The organism is Nodosilinea sp. LEGE 06152 (assembly GCF_015207525.1).
Taxonomy (GTDB): Bacteria; Cyanobacteriota; Cyanobacteriia; order Phormidesmidales; family Phormidesmidaceae; genus Nodosilinea.
Genome location: NZ_JADEWR010000024.1, coordinates 24169 through 43625 on the forward strand (window position 1 = coordinate 24169; position 19457 = coordinate 43625).

General features: G+C 58.2%; 9 protein-coding genes. 3 read left to right on the forward strand and 6 right to left on the reverse strand.

From position 1 onward, the window contains the following. Window positions 1-4 precede the first annotated feature (4 nt). Window positions 5-1804: a serine/threonine-protein kinase gene (locus IQ265_RS24510; RefSeq protein ID WP_194058483.1), complete on the forward strand. Its 1800-nt coding sequence runs from the start codon at window positions 5-7 to the stop codon at window positions 1802-1804. A 75-nt stretch (window positions 1805-1879) separates the two neighbouring features. Then, the gene (locus tag IQ265_RS24515; protein ID WP_194058485.1) at window positions 1880-2269 is read left to right on the forward strand and encodes a RidA family protein; all 390 of its coding nucleotides are present in this window, start codon (window positions 1880-1882) and stop codon (window positions 2267-2269) included. Between the two features lie 112 nt (window positions 2270-2381). On the opposite strand, the gene IQ265_RS24520 is transcribed toward IQ265_RS24515, so the two are convergent. The 3 genes from IQ265_RS24520 to IQ265_RS29025 all read right to left on the reverse strand — a co-directional run bounded on the left by IQ265_RS24520 (window position 2382) and on the right by IQ265_RS29025 (window position 13725). Continuing rightward, window positions 2382-3335, reverse strand: a complete 954-nt coding sequence (locus IQ265_RS24520; RefSeq protein WP_194058487.1) for a YihY/virulence factor BrkB family protein — start codon at window positions 3333-3335, stop codon at window positions 2382-2384. Window positions 3336-3392: 57 nt separating this feature from the next. Beyond that, window positions 3393-8675 carry a PAS domain S-box protein gene (locus IQ265_RS24525; protein ID WP_194058489.1) on the reverse strand — a complete coding sequence of 1761 codons (5283 nt, stop codon included), beginning with the start codon at window positions 8673-8675 and terminating at the stop codon, window positions 3393-3395. 337 nt (window positions 8676-9012) lie between these two features. After that, entirely contained in the window at window positions 9013-13725 is a 4713-nt protein-coding gene (locus IQ265_RS29025) for a PAS domain-containing protein (RefSeq protein WP_228038429.1), read from the reverse strand. Between the two features lie 629 nt (window positions 13726-14354). Between IQ265_RS29025 and IQ265_RS24555 the strand changes: the two genes are divergently transcribed. Continuing rightward, complete coding sequence (locus tag IQ265_RS24555) at window positions 14355-16136, forward strand: EAL domain-containing protein (protein ID WP_194058491.1); 1782 nt, start codon at window positions 14355-14357, stop codon at window positions 16134-16136. Here the strand turns inward: IQ265_RS24555 and cax are convergent. From cax to IQ265_RS24570, 3 genes are read right to left on the reverse strand one after another with little or no spacing between them, the layout of a single operon-like run. Continuing rightward, the gene (cax, locus tag IQ265_RS24560; protein WP_194058493.1) at window positions 16124-17212 is read right to left on the reverse strand and encodes a calcium/proton exchanger; all 1089 of its coding nucleotides are present in this window, start codon (window positions 17210-17212) and stop codon (window positions 16124-16126) included. The two genes, IQ265_RS24555 and cax, sit on opposite strands and share 13 nt — an antisense overlap. A 19-nt stretch (window positions 17213-17231) precedes the next feature. After that, window positions 17232-17987, reverse strand: coding sequence for a circadian clock KaiB family protein (locus IQ265_RS24565; RefSeq protein WP_194058495.1), 756 nt, complete (start codon window positions 17985-17987; stop codon window positions 17232-17234). Window positions 17988-17994: 7 nt separating this feature from the next. Beyond that, the gene (locus IQ265_RS24570) at window positions 17995-19377 is read right to left on the reverse strand and encodes a type IV pilus twitching motility protein PilT (RefSeq protein ID WP_228038430.1); all 1383 of its coding nucleotides are present in this window, start codon (window positions 19375-19377) and stop codon (window positions 17995-17997) included. Window positions 19378-19457 lie beyond the last annotated feature (80 nt).

Sequence of the window (19457 nt, forward strand, 5' to 3'; positions counted from 1 at the left end):
CCGAGTGGTGGCCCTAACCCGGCAGATTAGGCGATCGCAGTATCGTATCCTGGGGCTGGTCGGTCACGGACAGTTTGGCCGAGTCTACTGTGCCATTCACCGCACCACTGGCGAGCTGGTCGCCATTAAAGACCTCCACAAAGACCGCTTCCCAACCCACAAGTTTTTGCGGGAGCTGCGGTTTTTAATTAGTCTGGAGCACCCTAGCATTGTCACCTGCCACGCCCTGGAGCACTCCACCAGCGGGCGGCAGCTGGTGCTCGACTACTGTGAGGGGGGCACCCTGCGATCGCTGCTGGAAAGCGATACCTTACTCACGGTGCAGGAGGTGTTGGGCTTCGCGCTCGATATTCTCGCGGCCCTGGAGTGCGCCCACCGTCAGGGCATTGTGCACTGCGACATCAAACCCGAAAACATTCTCATGGAGCTGACCCCTGGCGGCTGGGTGGCGCGGGTGTCTGACCTGGGCATTGCCCGCCTCAGTCAGGAGGCCGCCGAAGCGGATATGGGCCACACGGGGTCGCCCGCCTACATGGCCCCCGAGCGGTTTTACAACCAGCATCCCCCCGCCGCCGACCTCTACGCGGTGGGCATTATTTTGTACGAGCTACTGCTGGGCCAGCGCCCCTTTTCGGGCACTCCCATGGAACTCATGGTGGCTCACTTAAACCGCCATCCGATCGTACCGGCGCAGGTACCAGAGGTGTTGAGTCAAGTACTGCGCAAGGCTCTGCAAAAGCTGCTGCCCAAGCGCTACGTTACAGCCCGAGACATGCGCACCGACTTGATGGCAGTGTACGAAACTTGCCAAACCCAGGGGCTGCTGACCCAGCCCGCCTGTCTGAAGGGGTTGCCTGAGGTTGACCTGGCCTCAGACTTGCCCTTTGTGCCGCTGCCCCACTCGACGGTGGTGATGGGGCTAGTTCCGCTCCCTAAGGGGCATCTGGTTGTAACCTGCGGCCAGCAGCGGGTGTGGTTTTACCACTGGGCTCAGGCAGGCATGGCCGCGCCCCAGGTGAGTCAGGGGTTTACGCTACCCGCCCCGGTGCACGCCTTTTTGTCCATTCCTCAGGGCGGAATCATTGTTACCGCCGAGTCGCTGCACCTGCTGTCGATGACCCACGGCCTGGGCTGTATTGCCCAGGGCACTCACCCCAACCAAGTGGCGGTGGCCCCAAACGGCCGCTGGTTTGCTACCGCTGCGCAGGCAACCAGCGACTGGGTAAAGGTCTCGATGCGCCAGCTGACGATGCCGCCGGGTCAGGGGGTCAAAATATCGGCTCCGAAGACGGCAACCCTGCCCAGCCAGCCGGGGGATCGGCTGGTGGCGCTGATGGCTACGGACAACCGCCATGCGACGTTGGTAGTACGTCGGGGCAGCCGCACGCTGTTCCACGGCGTTACGCGCCGAGGCACCTACCTGGGCACGATTTCGGCGTCGATACCAATTTACAATCTGGTCGCCACCAGCCACCCCTACCGCTACCTGGCCCTCGAAGAAAACTGCCCCAACGCCGTGCTGATTGTGGATTTAATGCCGTTTAGAATGTTGCGCTATCGGGTTGATATCGCGCCTCACTGGCTATTCGAGACTGCGGTAGGCTACGGTTTGCTCAGCCAGGATGGAGAATTTGCGCTGATCAATGACGAAGGCCGGGTGATGAACCGCATGACCGGACTGCCTCGCCCGACGGCGATCGCGCAGCGCACGCCTGCACAGTACCTGTGGAGCGTAAACGAGGGCGATCGCAGTCGTATCTACACGGTCAATCTGGGCGATTTAGCGCCGGATATTTTGTTCTAGCTATCGTTTTGGGCATCTTTTACACAATTTAGGCGACACTATAGGGCGGTTGTTTCAAACACTAAGATTAAGCCCATGCTGGAGTTTATGACCCTGCCCAACAACGTGCTGCCTCCGGTGGCTCCCTACTCCCATGCGGTAAGAGCCGGGGATTTTTTATTTGTGACTGGGCAGCTGGCAGAGGATCCGGCCACGGGCGAGGTGGTCAAAGGTCCAATTGAAGAGCAGACCCGTCGAGTGATGGAAAATTTGGCCCTGGTGCTTGAGCACGGGGGCAGCGGCTTTAACAAAGTGGTGATGGCGCGCATTTTTGTCACCGACTTTCGCTATTACGAAACGGTGAACGCCATCTACCAGTCGTACTTTGGCCATGCCCCCCAGCCCAGCCGCACCACAGTAGGCGTGACGGCGCTGGCGGGCTATGGGGATGTGGAGATTGATTTAATTGCGTACTGCGGAGAATAAACTGAAGCATGAATCTGGGTGAGGGCAAATGGCCGTTTGCCCATACGAGAGACTTTGCCGTTTTGATTGGTACCTGTATCCAGCAAGGCTCGCTTTTTAGCTGCCATCCCTCCTATTCTCCAGATCGGGGGGCCCGTCGCCTGGTGCCAAACATGTGGGCATACACATAGGAAAACTCGCAGCCTGCAAAAAAGATTTGGCAGGCCAAAAAAATCCACAGCATCAGAATCATCACGCTGCCGATCACGCCGTAGGAAATGAAGCGGCTGCCCAGGCTGATGACGCTGTTGCTGACCAGCCACTGCAGCCCGGCCAGCAGCAGGGTAGTCAGCAGGGCACCGGGCCAGATGTCGCGCCAGGAGAGTTTGATCGAAGGCAGAATGCGGAACAGCCCGGCGATCGCAAACCCCAGGGCCAAAAACGACCAGCCCGCCTCCAGGCTTTTGCTCAAAATGGCTTCGTCAATGGTGAGCAGGTCAAAGGTTGCTTGAAAGGTATTTACCAGGGTAAGAATGACCTTAATCACAATCTGCGACAGCAGCGAGGCCAGCAGCAGCAGCGCCGTGGCCAGCACCAGCAAAAACGCCGACAGCTTGTTGACCACAAAAAAGAGCACCATGCGGACGGGCGACCCGGCTTCGCTGACGCGGCTGGGAGTTTCCCAGATTTTATTTACCGATCGCTTCAAAATTGCAAAGATGGTGCTGGCGGCAAACAGCAAAATGCCAAAGCCAATCAACCCCGCTCCGACGCTGTTTTCGTAGAGAGAAACGATGGTGTCTTTAATTAGCTCGTGCACCTCGGGGGGCAGGTAGCGCACAACCACCGCCTCGATAGCCTCAAACACCTCGGTATTTGGCCCTACCAGCGCCCCGGCCACGCTCAGCACTACCAGCAGCAGCGGAAACAGCGAAAACAGCGCGTAGTAGGACAGCGCCGCCGCCATACCGGGCACGTTGTCGCGATCCCACTTGAGCCAGGTTTGCACGAGCAGCTGGGCGGGTTTGGAGGGCAGCACCTGGGTGCGCAGGTAGGGCAGCAGGCGCGATCGCACGTAGTTGAGCATAGGGGTAGGCCGGTGAAACCGAGGGTATTATCGCCCGCAGCCGATGCCGACCCGGCCCTAGCAGGCTGGCGATCGGGGCTGCACTAGGGTGGCGATCGTGCTCACCAGTAGGTCGGGCTCGATGGGTTTGGCCAGGTGCAGCTGAAAGCCAGCGGCGAGGGCCTGCTGCTGGTTGACCTCTCCGGCGTAGGCGGTGAGGGCGATCGCGGGGATATTGCCCCCCTGGTCGTGCAGCCGTTTGCGGATCTGCTGAATCAGCGCGTAGCCATTCATTTCGGGCATGCCGATATCGCACAGCAGCAGGTCGGGCACCGCCTGGTTGAGCTGGCTGAGGGCCTGAATGGCAGAGGCCGCCGTGGCTACCTCTGCCCCCGCCTGGGTGAGAATGAAGGAGGCCAGCTCGCGCATGTCGGCCTCGTCGTCTACCACCAAGATTCGTAGCCCGGTTAGGTCGGTCGCCTGGTTAAGGGGGGCCGCGGCAGACGGCTGATTCTGGCTGGTCAGGGCCAGCGGTAGCCGCACCGTAAAGGTTGCACCCAGGTTCTGGCCTGGGCTTTCGGCGGTAACCAGCCCGCCGTGCAGTTCGGTGAGCTGGCGCACGATCGCCAGCCCCAGGCCTAGGCCGCCAAACTGTCGGGTGGTGGTGCCATCCTCCTGGCGGAAGTAGTCAAACACGTGGGGCAAGAAGTTGGGGTGAATGCCTTTGCCGGTATCTCTAACCTGAATTTGAGCGTAGGTGTCAACTTGATCCAGGGTGATGGCGACCTGCCCACCCGCTGGGGTGAACTTGACCGCGTTGGAGAGCAGGTTCCACACCACCTGCTGGAGCCGGTTGGTGTCGCCTAAGACCTGGCCCGCGATCGCCTCCAGCCTGGTTTGAATTTGAATCCGTTTGGCTTCCGCCGCCAGGCGAACGGTTTCAGCCGCCGCTTCAATGGTGGTGACTAGGTTTACCGGAGCAATGGTCAAAGTCAGCTTGCCCTGCAAAATACGGGAGACATCGAGCAGGTCTTCGATTAGCTGGGCCTGAAGTTTGGCGTTGCGCTCAATGGTTTCGAGGGCCTGGTCGGTTTTGGCCGCATCCAGCGGTTTGCTGCGCAATAGTCTGACCCAGCCCAGAATTGGATTCAGGGGCGACCTGAGCTCGTGGGACAGGACGGCCAAGAACTCGTCTTTGATGCGGTTGGCGGCTTCGGCTTTGGTGCGATCGCGCTGGGCAGCCTGGTAGAGCTGGGCATTTTCGATCGCCAGCGAAGCCCGATGGGCCAGTTCTTCGGCCAGCTGCAAATCGGCGGTCGTGTAGCGGCGGCCCGACTCCGCCGAGATAAACGAGATCACGCCGATGATGCGGTCTTGGCTACACAGCGGTACTGTCATTACGGAGCTAAAGCCCACCTGCCGCAAAATCTCTAAATGCTCAGGGTCTTTGGCGGCATGCACCAGCAGCTCATCGGGAATTTCGGGCACCAGGTCGGGTTGCCCAGTGCGCAGGGTGAGGGCGGCACCGCGCTCGGCCTCGGTGTCTAACGGGTACTTATCTCGGATCTGGTAGGCCCATTCCAGTTTGGCTGGGTCAATGTGGGCCACAGCAATTTGGTCAATCGCGCCACTCTCTTCCGCAATGTGGACGGTACACCAGTCGGCCAATTCTGGCACGGTGAGCCGGGCAACTTGCTCCAGGGTGGTTTGGTAGTCGAGAGACGACGCCAGCACCGCGCTCGACTCAGCAAGAAACCGCTGGGCGTGCTCTAGCTTGACCTGCTCAGTGACATCGACCACGTAGGCTAAAAGCCGCTCTACCCGCTGGTCTGAGTCGACCGTTGGCAGGTAGTAGACGTTGTAGTAGCCGGGACGGCGATCGTCGCGGCCAGGAGTGTTAATGGGCAGGTTTGGCGAGAGAAACGGCTGACCCGTGGCATAAATTTGACGAAAAACGTCAACAATTTCGGGATCGACTTGGCCAAATAGATCTTGAATAGACTTACCCAGGTGATAGTCACGGGGTAACCCATTGATCTCGGCTAGGGCTTCGTTGATGGCGATATAGCGCTGCTCACTGTCCAATAGCGCCAGCCCAATGGGGGAGGTGTCAACGATGGTTGCCAACTGCTGCTGGGCGGCTTCAGCCTGGGCTCGGGCCAGGCGTTCTCGCTCTAGCCACTGTTCTCGCTCCTGCTCGGCTTGCTTGCGCTCGGTGACATCCAGCACCAGAGACAAAACCGAGGTCATCTGTCCCGACTCATCTCTAAGGCTGGAGTTGTACCACTCGCAGTGGACCACGGCGCGATCTTTGGTGTAGTTGCGGTTGTAGGAAAAAATGTGGGACTCTTCACCGTAAACCAACCGGCGGCAGGATTCAGTAACCGGTTCTAGATCGTCTTCGTAGATCAGCGGGATCTCGGCTAGCGTTTTGCCCAGCATTTCTTCGGCTCGCCAACCCAGAATGCGCTCGGCACCCGCAGACCACCGGGTCACGCGAAAGTCTCGATCCCACTCGACAACGGCCATCGGCGTGTTTTCAACGTGAAAGTTGAGCTTTTGCAGCGCTTGATGCAGGGCCTCTTCTGCCTGCTTGCGCTCAGTAATATCGATTACCGCACCGATCGACTGCCTGGGGTTGCCTTGAACGTCGTAGGAAAACTGCCCTCTAGCCTCGACCCAGCGAATAGAACCATCGGGCCAGCGCAGGCGATATTCGTGGTGGTACTCAGTGCGGTCTTGAATTGCCTGCCGGAGCTTTGCCTTGGCCAGTGCCAGATCATCGGGATGGACGCGGTCGGCCCACATCCTGTAGCTCGGTTCGCCCTCGTCGGGCTGGTAACCCAGTATGGTGAAATGTCCTGCCGACCAGCGGATGACGTTAGTTTGCAGGTCTCGTTCCCAAGTGCCCATGCGGCCAACGTTAAGAGCGATCTGGAGCCGCGCTTCGCTTTCGCGCAGCTCTGCTTCGGCCCGCGATCGCTCCACGGCCAGCCAGGTTTTTTCGGCAATGCGCTCCATCAGAGCCGCGTCGTCGGCCGTCCAGTGGCGCGGCGTGGCGTGGTGGAGCACCAGCAGGGCCACAAACCGCCCCCGCTTTACCAGCGGCACGCAAACCAGCGATTTGGTTTCAATGGCGGCAAAGGCTACCGCTCCGACCCCAGCGGTGCGAGGGTCGCGATCAACATCGTCAACCACGACGGTTTTGCCCTGCTTGAGCTCGGCAATGATGTCAACCCCAAACGAATCCATGTGGTGTTTGCCGACAACGCTAATAACGCCGTCGCAGTAGTCGCGCTCGACGATCACATGGTCTTGGGCGGCGTCAATTTCGCCGTAGGCACAGCGGTTGACGTTGAAGTGCTGGCCGGTGGCATTGACCACCTGCCAGACAATTTCCTCGGAGTCTTGCAGGGTGCGAGCGGCGTCGTTTAGCTCAATTAGAAACTGCTGCTGCCGTTCTTTGCGCTGCAGTTCGGCCAGCAGGGCCTCGCGGTTGGCTTCGATTTGCTTGCGATCGGTAATGTCGATCGAAACCCCGATCATGCGCACGGCTTGCCCGGCTTCGTTGAGGTAGACCTGTCCCTGGCTCTTGAGCCACCGCACCCCACCGTCGGGGGCAATCACTCGATAGTCTTGGGCAAAGGCCCGATTTCCCACCACGGCTTGCTCGGTCGCCTGCCTGAGCAGCGGTCGATCGTCGGGGTGAATGCAGGCTCTAAATGCCTTGGTGGTGCCCACCTGCATACCCCAAATCTCTTCGGCATTGGGAGAACATACAACCTGCTGCGTTTCTAGATCCACATCCCAGGCCACCATTCGGGCCGATGAGAGGGCTAGCTGTAACCGTTCTTCGGCCTGCCGCAGATTTGCCTCAATCTGCTTGAGGCGGGTCACATCCTGAAACATGCCAATGCCGATCGCCGGGTGTCCGTACATGGCGGGCAATATTTCTCCCCAGCACAGGGTGGCGCGAATGCCGCCGGGGGTATGCCAGTTCATCTCGTAGTTCTGTAGCTGCTCCCCACGGGCAATCAGCACGGCGGGCATTTGGTCGGTTGGAATGCGACCGCCCTGGGCATCGGTGCAGTAGTAGGCGTTGGCATATTCCTCTAAAGATTTGTTTTTAGGTAGATCGCCCCCGGCTAACTCATTGGCAATGCGATTGGCAAACGTGACGTTTGCGGTTTCTGGTTCAATGAAAACAGTGGGCGTTGGCATCAGATCGAGAACGGCTTCTAACCATTTCTGCTGGTTTTCAAGGTCTTCCGCCTGCTGTCTGAGGAGCCTTTCGGTGTGCTGCCGTTCGGTAATGTCTTGAAACACTACAACGGCCGCCAAAATTTGCCCCTGCTTATCTAAAATTGGGGCCGAACTAACTGTAATCACGGTACGCTGACCATCCTCCTGGCGCAGCTCCATCACCTCATCGCTAATGACGTCACCGGCTCTCAGCGATCGCGCCAGCGGATACTCATGGGACTCGTACTTTTGGCCATCGGAGCGAAACACCTCAAAGGGCATGATGGACACATAGTCTTCCAGTTCGTAGGAGTGCTCGTAGCTATAGCCCAAGATTTGTTTCGCCTGCTCGTTGGCCAGCATTAATTTGTTAGACGCGGCCTCGGCAATCAAAACGCCCGCCGGCATCTGTCGCAGCACCGCTTCAAACTGAGCCCGTTCTGTTGCCAACTCGCGGAGCAATTGCTCTCGTTCCGCCTCCGCTTGCTTGCGGTCGGTGACATCTCGAAAATAAACCGTGAGGCCCTCCGCCGAGGGATAGGCTATGGCCTCGATCCAGCACTGCACCGGCTCGCCAAACTCTTCCCAGGCGACCGGCACTTGCTCTGCGATCGCCCGGTGCATGGCCTTGTAGGCTACCCCATCCACCAGCTCAGGAAAAACCTCTTGCCAAACCTCCCTGCCAAGCAGGTCTTCTGGCACTCTGTGCAAAATCTGGGCCGCCGCCCGATTGACGTAGGTGTAGCGCCAGTCGCGGTCAAAGGCCACAAAGGCATCGGTGATACTCTCCAAAATGGCGGTGACCTTGCGTTCCGTTGCCCGGTCTACCTGAGTTGAGGTACTGGCTAGCTGCGCCTCCAGCGCCTGTTTTTGCTGCTGTAGCTCAAGCAGCTGGGCTTGCAGCCGCCCGATTTGAGCATTTTCTTCGTCGCAGCCGGTAGCGTCTGCCGCGCCTAAACTGCGGGCAAACCGCTCAATGACTTCGGAGCGGGACGTGCCTCGCTGCTGCGCCACTTGATCGAGCGATCGCCAGGCCGTGTGGGTTAGAGATAGGCTGACTCGATGTTTTGTCTCTCGCTCCCAGTTGTTCACAAACTTGCCGCTCGCGTCGCGTCTCATGGAGGATGGAACCGTGTATATAAACGGTAAATTCCATTCAACTCGACTCTGTTGTAAATACAAATCTTCCGTAAGGAGGATGTTTTAGCTCAACCGAGCACTACGCCAGGGCTGTGCCCTAAAAAGGGTCTAGAGCGATGGCTACAGGCCTGTTTGCTATCCAAGTTTTTGCTCTTGACAACTGTTTTGCTCGGGTTTGATCGGGGGTTTTTGAACTCGGACTTGCTCTAAACATAGCCGTTCCCTAAACGAAGTCATTGGCGTTCGCGAAGCGAGTGCTGGGCACTCAGCCGCGCCAGCGGCATGGAAAATTTGTATCAGTATGTTACGGAGCCCGCTAGAACGCTAGCAGTTGCTGAATTAAGGCCTTTAGCTCTTTCATTTTGACGGGTTTGGGCAGGTACTGATTGGCACCGGCCTCCAGGCAGCGCTCCCGATCGCCGGGCATGGCCAGGGCCGTCAGGGCAATAATAGGTAACGTGGCAAATCGAGCGTCGCTGCGAATCAGCTGCATGGCCTGGAGACCATCCATACCGGGCATTTGAATATCCATCAGGATCAGGTCTGGCGCTTGAGTTTGGGTCAGCTCGACCGCCTCCTGGCCGCTTTTGGCGTAGATCAGGCGGTACCCCGAGGCGGTGAGAAAGCTCGAAATAGTGGCTACGTTCATGTCATTGTCCTCTGCCAGCAAAATCAGCGGCCTGTCTACCGCCTGGTGAGTAGGGTCGGGCAAGCTGACAATGAGCGCGGGAGACAGCGGGGCGGGGTGGCGTTGCTGCAGACTCTCTAGGGTCTGCTGGAGCTGCTGACGGGTGATGGGCTTGACCAAATAGTCTGAGGCCCCTAGCGACAACCCATAGGAGCGCTCGTCTACCACTGATACAACAATCACCGGAATAGCCTGGGTTTGGGGCGAAGCTTTGAGCTGCCGCAGCACGTCCCACCCCGAGCGATCGGGCAGCAGAATGTCGAGAATGATCAGGGCGGGCTGCGCCTGCACGGCCTCCTGCATGACGCGATCGCCGCTAGGGCAGACAATAGCGTCTAGCCCCTGTTCCTGCAGATAGCGAGCCAAAATACCGGCCGCTTCGACCGAGTCTTCGATCACCAGCACACAGGTATTGTTGGCATCGAGGGGCTGGGCCGGGGCGGTGGGGCTAACAGTCGCGTCTAGGCCCGTCTCGCTCAGGTAGGGCAGCGTGACGGTGAAGCAGCTGCCCTGATCGACCTCGCTGGTGACCGACACGCTGCCGCCGTGGAGTTCAACGATCTTGCGCACGAGGGCCAGACCAAGGCCAGTCCCCGTATACTGACGGCTTAAGCTGCTATCAATTTGGACAAAGGGCTGAAACAGTTTGGCTATGTTATCCGGGGCAATGCCAATGCCTGTATCGGTGACCGACAATTTAAGCCAGTTGTTGACAGCGCTGGCAGGGCCTTGCGGTTCAACCTCAGCCGTAAGGGTGACCTGCCCACCCGCGGGGGTAAATTTAACCGCGTTGCTGAGCAAGTTGATTAAAACCTGACGAATACGCCGCTCGTCTACCGCAATGTCGGGAATCGGTCGAAGGCTTTCTAGGCTAAGGCCAACGTTTTTTGAAAACGCTATTTGCCTGACGAAGCTCAAGCTCGACTCGCAGAGCTGCTTTACGTTCAACGCCACGGGCTCTAGCTCTAGTTTGCCGGCCTCAACCTTAGACAGGTCGAGAATGTCGTTGATTAGGTCTAGCAGGTGCAGGCCGCTGCGCTCGATGGTGCTGAGAGCCTGGCTTTGACGGTCATTGATGGGGCCAAAAACATGCTCCTTCAACCCCTCAGCCATGCCCAAAATAGCGTTCAGCGGCGTGCGCAGCTCGTGGCTCATGCTGGCTAAAAACTCGTCTTTGAGGCGAGTGGCGCGATCTAGCTCGGCATTGGTCAAGACCAGGCGCTCGTTAATGTGCTGGAGTCGTTCTTCAACCTGCTTGCGCTCGCTAATGTCTAGGTTCACCCCAATCATGCTTTTGGGATGGCCATCGCCATCGCAGCGCACCTTGCCGTAGGCTTTGATGTGGTGAATGCTGCCGTCGGAATGAACCACGCGGAATTCAGGATCGTAAGTAGCCTGCCCCAGCACAGTCTGCTGCAGCAGCACTTCTGCCGCTTCAAGATCGTCGGGGTGCACTTTGTCAGCCCAAAACTGGTAGGCCCAAGAGGCGTCGGCATCGGGGCCAAAGTCAGCCTTAGAGAGCCCGTAAAGCTCGTACATCCGCTCATCCCACAGGATAGTGTTTTGCTGAATATCCCACTCCCAGCAGCCGATCGCGCCGGAGTTGAGCGCCAGGCTCAGGCGTTCAGACAGCTTCTGCCGCTCCAGTTCGGCGAGTTTGCGATCGGTGATATCGAGGGCGGTGCCAAATAGTTTGACCACTTGACCCTGGGCGTTGCGTTTGACGTTGCCACGAGCTTCTAGGTAGACGAGGGTGCCGTTGGGCCTCAAAAACCGCACCTCGACCTCGTAGGGAATGCCCTCCTGCATCGCCCGGTCAAGGTACTGCTGCATGCGATCGCGATCCTCCGGCGGAAAGTAATTAAAATGCTCGGCGTAGGCCGGTTCGGGGTTGCTGGGGTCAAAGCCCAGAATGCGGAAGAGTTCGTCTGACCAGGTCAGTTTCTGGGTGAGCACATCCAGTTCCCAACTGCCCAAATGCACCATGCGCTGAGCTTCGGCCAGGGCAGCCTGGCTATAGCGCAGCTGGGCCTCGACCCGTTTGATCTCGCTGATGTCGAGCACCGTACCCACCAGCGCCAGCGGCTGCCCGGTTTCTCGATGCACCAGTTCGGCTCGCGACAGCACGTAGTGCAGGCTGCCATCGGGATGGTAGAGGCGGTATTCAGCCTCAAACGGCTGGTTCTGGTCAATCACCGCCTGGGTCTTCTGCTCGATCGCAGCGCGATCGTCGGCATGGATATACGCCAGAAATTCGGCGAAGGTGGGTGGCCCCGCCTCGGCGGCCCGACCGAAGATGCGGTAGGTTTCGGCTGACCAATCAATCGCGTAGGTGTGCGGGTTAAACTCCCAACTGCCCAGGCGAGCAACGCGCTGGGCCGCCGCCAGGTGCGCTTCGTTCTTGAGCAGCTGCTCTTCGGCCTGCTTGCGGCGATCAATGTTGGTTTCTGAACCAATAATGCGGACGGGGTTGCCGCTGTCGTCCCAGCAGGCCTGACCCCGATCCAGAATCCAGAGGTAGTGGCCGGCCTGGTGCCGAATGCGGTATTCGGCCTCGTAGAAGGGGGTTTTTCGGGCCAGGTGAGCGTTAAAGGCGGCCAAAACGCGATCGCGATCGTCGGGATGAATGCCGTTCAGCCATGCGGTCTGGCTAGCATCTTCCAGCGTCGATAGCCCCCGCAGCTCCTTCCAGCGCTCGGTGCGAAAGACCTCTCCGGTGATCAGGTTAAGGTCCCACAGGGAGGCATTGCTGCCCTGGATAGCCAGCTGCCAGCGTTCCTCGCTCTCGCCCAGGGCGGCGGTGCGCTGCGCGACGCGCTCCTCCAGCTCGCGGTTTAGAGCCTGAAGGGCAACTTCGGCCCGGCGGCGATCGCTGATATCGCGAATGATCAGCAGCACCTCAGTGGCGCTGATTGCGATTGCCCGCAGCTCCTCGTACTGTAGGCGATCGCCCACCTGAATCTGCTGTTCGTGAACCTGCAGCTCTCGGGTTTCTAGGGCACGACGAATAGCGGCCATCTGGAGCTGTGCCACCTCTGGCGGCAGCAGCTCGGGTATGGTGCCGTTTGGCATTGCCAGGGCAGAAGCAAAGACATTAAAACTGCGATCGGGGCTGATGAAATCGAGATATTGGCCCTCGGCACTGACCCGTACTAATAAGTCTGGAATCGCCGCCAGAATTGCGCGGTTGGTGGCCTCGCTCAGGGCCAGCGCCCGTTCGGCCTGGTCGCGTTCGGCTTCGCTGCGTTTACGCTCGCTGATGTCGCGAATCACAAACAGCACGTCATCACCGTTAATCGAGCTAGCTCGCACTTCTTCCCAATACAGCTCACCCTCGATCTCGAGCTGATGCTCGTAGACCTGAACAGCCCCGGTCTCAATTGCTTGCCGTGCCATCCGAACTTTCTGAGCAGCCAAAGGCTGGGGCAGGACATCGTAAACGGTGTAGCTGAACGAAGTTGAGGGGGGCAGCAGCACTTTTTTGACTGAGCCACCGCTCAGTATGCCTAGATATTGCCCCTGCCGGTTAATCCGCACCAGCAGATCGGGGATGGCTTCAACAATGGCTCGGTTGGTAGCTTCTAGCGCTTTGTGTTCGGTAATATCGCGCACCACAACCAGCACCTCATTAGTAGCGCAGGGGTTAATTCTCACCTCCTCAGTGCGGAGGCTGTCGTTGATAACAATCTGCTGTTCATAAATTTGCAGATCCCCCGTCTGAAGCGCCTGCTGAATGTGCCTCAGTCGCAGGGTCGCTAACTCTGATGGCAGAATTTCATCGAGCCGCTTGCCCGGCAGAAAAACATTGCCACAGTGAACATTGGAGCTAGGTGACAAAACGCAGTCAAGATAGATGCCCTCCGCCGAGGTTCGCATAATCAAGTCGGGCAGCGCCTGGATCAACGACTGATACTGCTGCTCTCGGTTGCTGAGCGAAGCTGCTAGAGCCTGCTGTTCTTGGAGCACCTCCCACAGGTGGGGCTGCAGGCGCTCTCGGGTAATCACCCCCACCAGCACACCGCGATCGTCTAGAACAGCCAGGTGATCGGTGGAGTGCTGCTCTAGCTGCTGCATCAGCATCGAGAGATCGCCCAGGTCAGCCTGCCGCACCGTGACAACCGGCGATCGCATAACGGTAGCGATGGGCAGATCGCTGAGCGATCGCCCCTGAACCACCAGCGACAACAGATCGCGCTCAGTAAAAATACCCTCTAAATTTGCCCCGTCGGCAACAAAAACACAGGGAAGTTGCGGTTGACTACCGCCCATTATCCGTAGCACATCGGCAACAGATGTATCGCCGCATACCGAGGCAGTAATCCCGACAAAAGAATGGCGCATGGATGATATAAAGCAGCGGAAAATTACGCTAAAGATAGATTGCCCTAGATCCCAGGAATAGGATGATCATCCTGAGCCTCAGAAAAATCATTGAGACGCCTAGGTAAGGGGGAACTTATTGAGACAATCGGCATTTTTTTAGCCAAACACCTCAGTATCTCCTATAAATATAAATATTCGCCAGCAGCCCAATTCTAGGTAAACGAAGAGCGGCCCTGTTGCATCGCATTGCGCTTAATGGTTAAAGCTTGTGTATAGATTCAAGTCTATAATTCGGAGTCTTTAAAGCGCTTGGGGCTGTAGCTTGTTATGACATGTCAACATTCCCAAGTCGTTGATTTAAGCCTTTTTCTCTGCACAAAAGCGTTGAACAGCCCTCTCAAAAATCGATTGATATCATGCGGCTTCTGCTAAAAATAGACATTCAAACTGTTGCTCAGGTTCCTGGTATTTTTCTGAATTCTTTATAAGTTTGGTTGCTTCTGTACTGCAAGCAGCCCTCGCCAGAGGCGTTTGGGAACGCTATGGAAGAACCCTACAAAAGCGTCTAGAGAACGATCAAAGCCTCGCCACTCGCCAGCCGAGCAGCCGATTGCTTTACTTGCTCAAATAGCCTCATTAATAAGTCTATGTCCTCTGCTTACCCTCACTCAATTCTCATCGTTGATGACGAACCCAGCAATTTTGAAGTGATTGAGACACTGCTTGCCATTGACGCAGCAGAAGAGACATTTTCTAAGCAGGCTCAAACCTATCAACTGCACTACGCAGCCAGTGGAGCAGCGGCGGTCGCGGCCCTCGACCTCTTTCAACCCGACGTCATTTTGCTCGATGTCATGATGCCAGGCATGAGCGGGCTGGAGGTCTGCCAACACATCAAAGCCATGCCCCGGTGGCAGGCGGTGCCCATCATTATGGTGACATCCCTCACCTCTAAGGCCGATTTAGCCCGCTGTTTTGCAGCCGGGGCCGACGACTTTATTGGCAAGCCGGTTACCCGCCTAGAGCTGACCGCCAGGGTGCGATCGATGCTGCGCATTCGCCAGCAGTATCAGGCCCTGGCGACCTTCAACGCCAGCCTAGAGAAAACCGTGCAGGAGCGCACAGCCCAGCTGCAGGCCAGCCTCAACCGCGATGCCCTCACACAGCTGCCCAGCCGCGCTTTTTTGCTTCAGCAGCTGGACGCGACCCTGCGGGCTAACTGTTTCTCCTTTGCGGTGGTCTATTTAGACTGCGACCAGTTCAAACTCGTCAACAGTGCCTTTGGCCACGCCGTTGGCAATCAGCTCCTGCTGGCGATCGCTGAGCGTCTGCGACAGCTGCTGCGCCCCGACGACAGTTTGGCGCGGCTAGGTGAAGATGAATTTTGCTTTTTGCTGCATCACATTCACCACGAAGCCGATCTAGAGCCTTTTATTCGCACGGTGCTGCAGAGCTTTGCTAGCTCGTTTATGATCGGCGACTGCGAAATTTTTATGACCGCCTGCCTGGGGGTAGCCCTGGGCAACAGCGCCTACCAGCACCCCGAAGAACCTCTGCAGGACGCCGATACGGCGATGTACAAAGCCAAGCTGCGGGGCAAAAACATCTGCCAGGTCTTTGACTGCCAAATGTCTCTGACGATGCTGGCGCGCCTCACCCTGGAGACAGACCTGCGCCGGGGCCTCGACAACCAGGAGTTTGTGGCCTACTACCAGCCCATTGTCAACCTAAAAACTAAGGCGGTGTGCGGGTTTGAGGCGCTGGTGCGCTGGCAGCACCCCGATCGCGGCATGGTTTCCCCCGGCGAATTCATCCCCTGCATGGAAGAAACCGGGCTGATCGTGCCCGTAGGCATTATGGTGCTGCATCAGGCCTGCCGACAGCTGCTGGCCTGGCACCAGCAGGGTTGGACAGATCTGACCATGAGCGTCAACCTATCGGTGCGCCAGTTTGCCTCTGCCACCCTGCTGACCGATATCGATCGCGTGCTGGCCGAAACGGGCGTCAACCCTAGCCGTCTAAAGCTAGAAATTACCGAAAGCGCCCTGCTCGAAAACGCCGATACGGCCATAGACCTAATGGAACAGCTGCGATCGCGCCACATTCGCATCAGCGTTGATGACTTTGGCACGGGGTATTCGTCTTTGAGTTCGCTCCACCGCTTCCCCCTCAACGACCTAAAAATCGACCGCTCCTTTGTCAGTCAAATGCATGAGAGCAGCCGCAATTTTAAGATCGTCAACACCATCGTTTCGCTGAGCAACCAGCTTGAGCTCACCGTTGTTGCCGAGGGCATCGAAACCCGCCAGCAGCTAGACCAACTGCGGCAGCTCGGCTGCGCGCTGGGTCAGGGGTATCTCTTTCATCCGCCGCTCAGCGTTCGAGATATTGAGACCCACATTCTCACCCGGTCTGCCTACACCGGGTGAAAGAAAAACGACGCGCCCAAAATAGCGAAGGTGGAGAGCAGCAGCACCCCCTCCAGCCAGTTCGATTTGCCGTCCTGGCTAATTAAGTTGACCACCGCTACGGCAATCACCACCGCGATCGCCTCAAAGGGGCCAAAGTTAAGGTCCATCGGTTGACCAATAAACTGGCCCACAATCACCAGCAGAGGAGCCACCAGCAGGGCCACCAGCAGGCTCGACCCCATGGCGATCGACACTGACAGATCCATGTTGTTTTTGACCGCCATCCGCACAGCGGTGACGTACTCCGCCGCGCCACCTACTAGGGGCAGCAAAATCACCCCCGTAAACAGGTCCGTCAGCCCCAGGCTGTTGGCAGTTTCTTCCACCGCCCCCACAAAAATTTCTGACTCGATCGCCACGCCGATGGTGGCGGCCAAGAGCACCCCAATCCAGAGCCACAGATTGGGTTTTTCTCCGCCGTGCTCGCCCTCGCCGTGGCTGCCCTCCAGGTCACTCACCCCAACATCGTAGAGATAGCTATGGGTCTTGAGCGAAAACAGCAGCGTTAGCCCGTAGACCAAAATCATCACCGCAGCCACCGTTAGCGACAGCCGGCTAATCGCAACCGGCTCGACGATGTTGGAGGTGTTGATCACCATGGCCGGTAGCACAATTGCCGTCACCGCCAGGGCCATGGTGCTACCGTTAATGCCCGCTACGTTTTGGTTAAACTCCTGCTCTTTGTAGCGCAGCCCGCCAAAGAACATCGACAGCCCCAACACCAGCAGCAGGTTGGCCAAAATCGACCCGGTAATGCTGGCCTTGACAATGTCGATCAGGCCCGCCTTCAGCGCCACCAGGGCAATAATCAGCTCGGTGGCATTGCCAAACACCGCATTGATTAAGCCCCCAATGGTAGGGCCTGTGACTACAGCTAACTCTTCAGTCGCAGTGCTCAGCCAAATCGCCAGGGGCACAATGGCCAGCGCCGACAGCACAAATATAGTGAGGGCACCCCACTCCAGCCGTTCTGCTGCGATCGAAATTGGAATAAAGAGCAGCAGACCCAGGGAGACAATATTCTTTATCGACATAGATAGTTAGCTCAAGGAATTAGGTGGGCACTGGATAGGCCAGCAGCAGCGCCATCTGCTCCTGGCTCAGCACGTTACCGACCACCCGCCGCACCGGCTCCGGCCACACCTGAATTAGCGTTGGGGTGGCTGAGACATGGGCCGCTTCGGCCTCACCGGGGTGAGTAGTAACGTCGATTACCTGAAGGGTGTAGGCGCTGGGCAGGGTCGACTCCAGGGTAGTGTACAAAAACCGCAGCATTCTCTCGGTGGCTACGGTGTCAGCGCCGCTGACAAACAGTTTGAAACAGTGGGGCTGAGACACCGCACCGAGAGCGTCGATCGCATCGATTGGCAAAAGCTCCTCTGCCATCCCAATAGACTGCTCAACCCGCATGATTAAGTCGTGGCATTCCCACAACTGCGGAAATATAGGCCGATACGACTCAATCAGCGCCACAGAACATTCCTCGGTGCTGCTGTAGTTGGGCTGCCACTGGAGCTGACCCAGGCCAAACAGAGCGTTGAGCAGAGGCTGAAACCGCAGGGCGCGGGGGTAGGCCTCGGCGACTGTAACCGGTGACTGGGTGGTAGGGTTGACCCAGCGATCTACGGTGGCCGTAAAGCAGGGCAGCAAAAAATAGGGTGGCTCGGTCAGCCCCAGGTGGGTTTGAAGCGCGGCACAGAGGTCTAAGTGCCAGTGGGCGCGCTTTTGCTCGTCTAGGCAGTAGACGCAGTCGCCCCCAGGGGTAAATAGGGCAATGCCCTTAAAGCTGGGGGCAACCGAGTCAGACATCGCGAAGTTAGACACGGCCCCGCAGCATTTGGGCCATTTCGTTTTGCTTGGGCGACATTTCCAGCGCGGTCTCTTCGGTAATGCGCCCCGACTCGTAGAGGGCGTAGAGCGACTGGTTCATGGTACACATGCCGTCGAAGGTACATTTGGGAATCAGCGCTTCGACTTCGTCGAGCTGACCGCGCAAAATGTAGTCTTTGATGGCGTCGGTGTTAATCAAGATGTCGTGGAAGGCGGCCCGCTTGCCGTCGGTGGTGCGGCAAAGGCCTTGGGCAATGACGGCCACCAGCGACTCCGCCAGGGAAACTCGCACCGGGGCCTGCTGCTCGGGTTCGTAGAGGTTGAGAATCCGCTCTACGGTTTTGACGGCGCTGTTGGTGTGCAGGGTGCCCATCACCAGGTGACCCGTTTGGGCTGCTTTAAGGGCGGTGTTGACGGTTTCTTTGTCCCGCATTTCACCGACCAGAATGATGTCGGGGTCTTCCCGCAGGGAGGCTTTGAGGGCGTTGTCGAACTTTTGGGTGTGCATGCCCACTTCCCGCTGTTTGATCAGCGATCGCCGGCTGGTGTGCACAAATTCCACCGGGTCTTCGATGGTAATGATGTTTTTGGGCATCTCGGTGTTGACGTAGTCAATCATCGCCGCCATGGTGGTCGATTTACCCGAACCGGTCGGCCCCGTCACCAGCACCAGGCCCTTGTGGTAATGGCACACATCGCGAAAGATGGGCGAGAACCCCAGCTGGTCGAGGGTGAGAATTTTCACCGGAATTAGACGCAGCACCATGGCCGGGCCGCGCAGCGAGTCAAAGATGTTGATCCGGATGCGGGTGAAGTCGTACTGGGCGGCCCCGTCAAAGTCGAGGGTTTGGCGAAATTCTTGAATTTCTTCGGGCTTGAGAATTTCTTCAAGCCAGCTGTAGAAGGTGGCTTCGTCGGTGGTTGGGTACTCAGTGACCGAGATATCGCCGCGATCGCGGAACCGAGGGGTTTCACCCACCCCCAGGTGGATGTCTGAGAAGCCTTTGTCAAAGGCCTCGCGCACAATTTTTTCGAGGGTAAGCCCGCCGCTGACCTTGAGGGTGTCAGCCGCCTTGGGCATGGGGGGTGGAGAAGCCGGTCGATGGCGAGCCTGCCCTGGGGGCGGAGCTGCCGGAGCCGCAGCCGCTGGAGGCGGGGGCGGAGCTGCCGGAGCGGAAGCCGCTGGGGGAGGGGCCGGAGCCGCTGAAGCCTGACCGGCAGCAGCCTGGGCGGCGGCCTGACCAGCGGCGCGGGCGGCCGCCTGGGCGCGGGCCTGCGCAGAAGCCTGGGCCTGGGCCGCTGACTGGGGAGGTCTCGGCGGCGGCGGCGGTGCGGGTTGGGCCGCGGCGGCGTTGGGTAACTCAGCCATGAAAGGATTCTCCATAATGGACTCAACAGCGACAGGTACAACAATCGGGTAAAAACAGCGCGGCTACCCGTGGAATACAG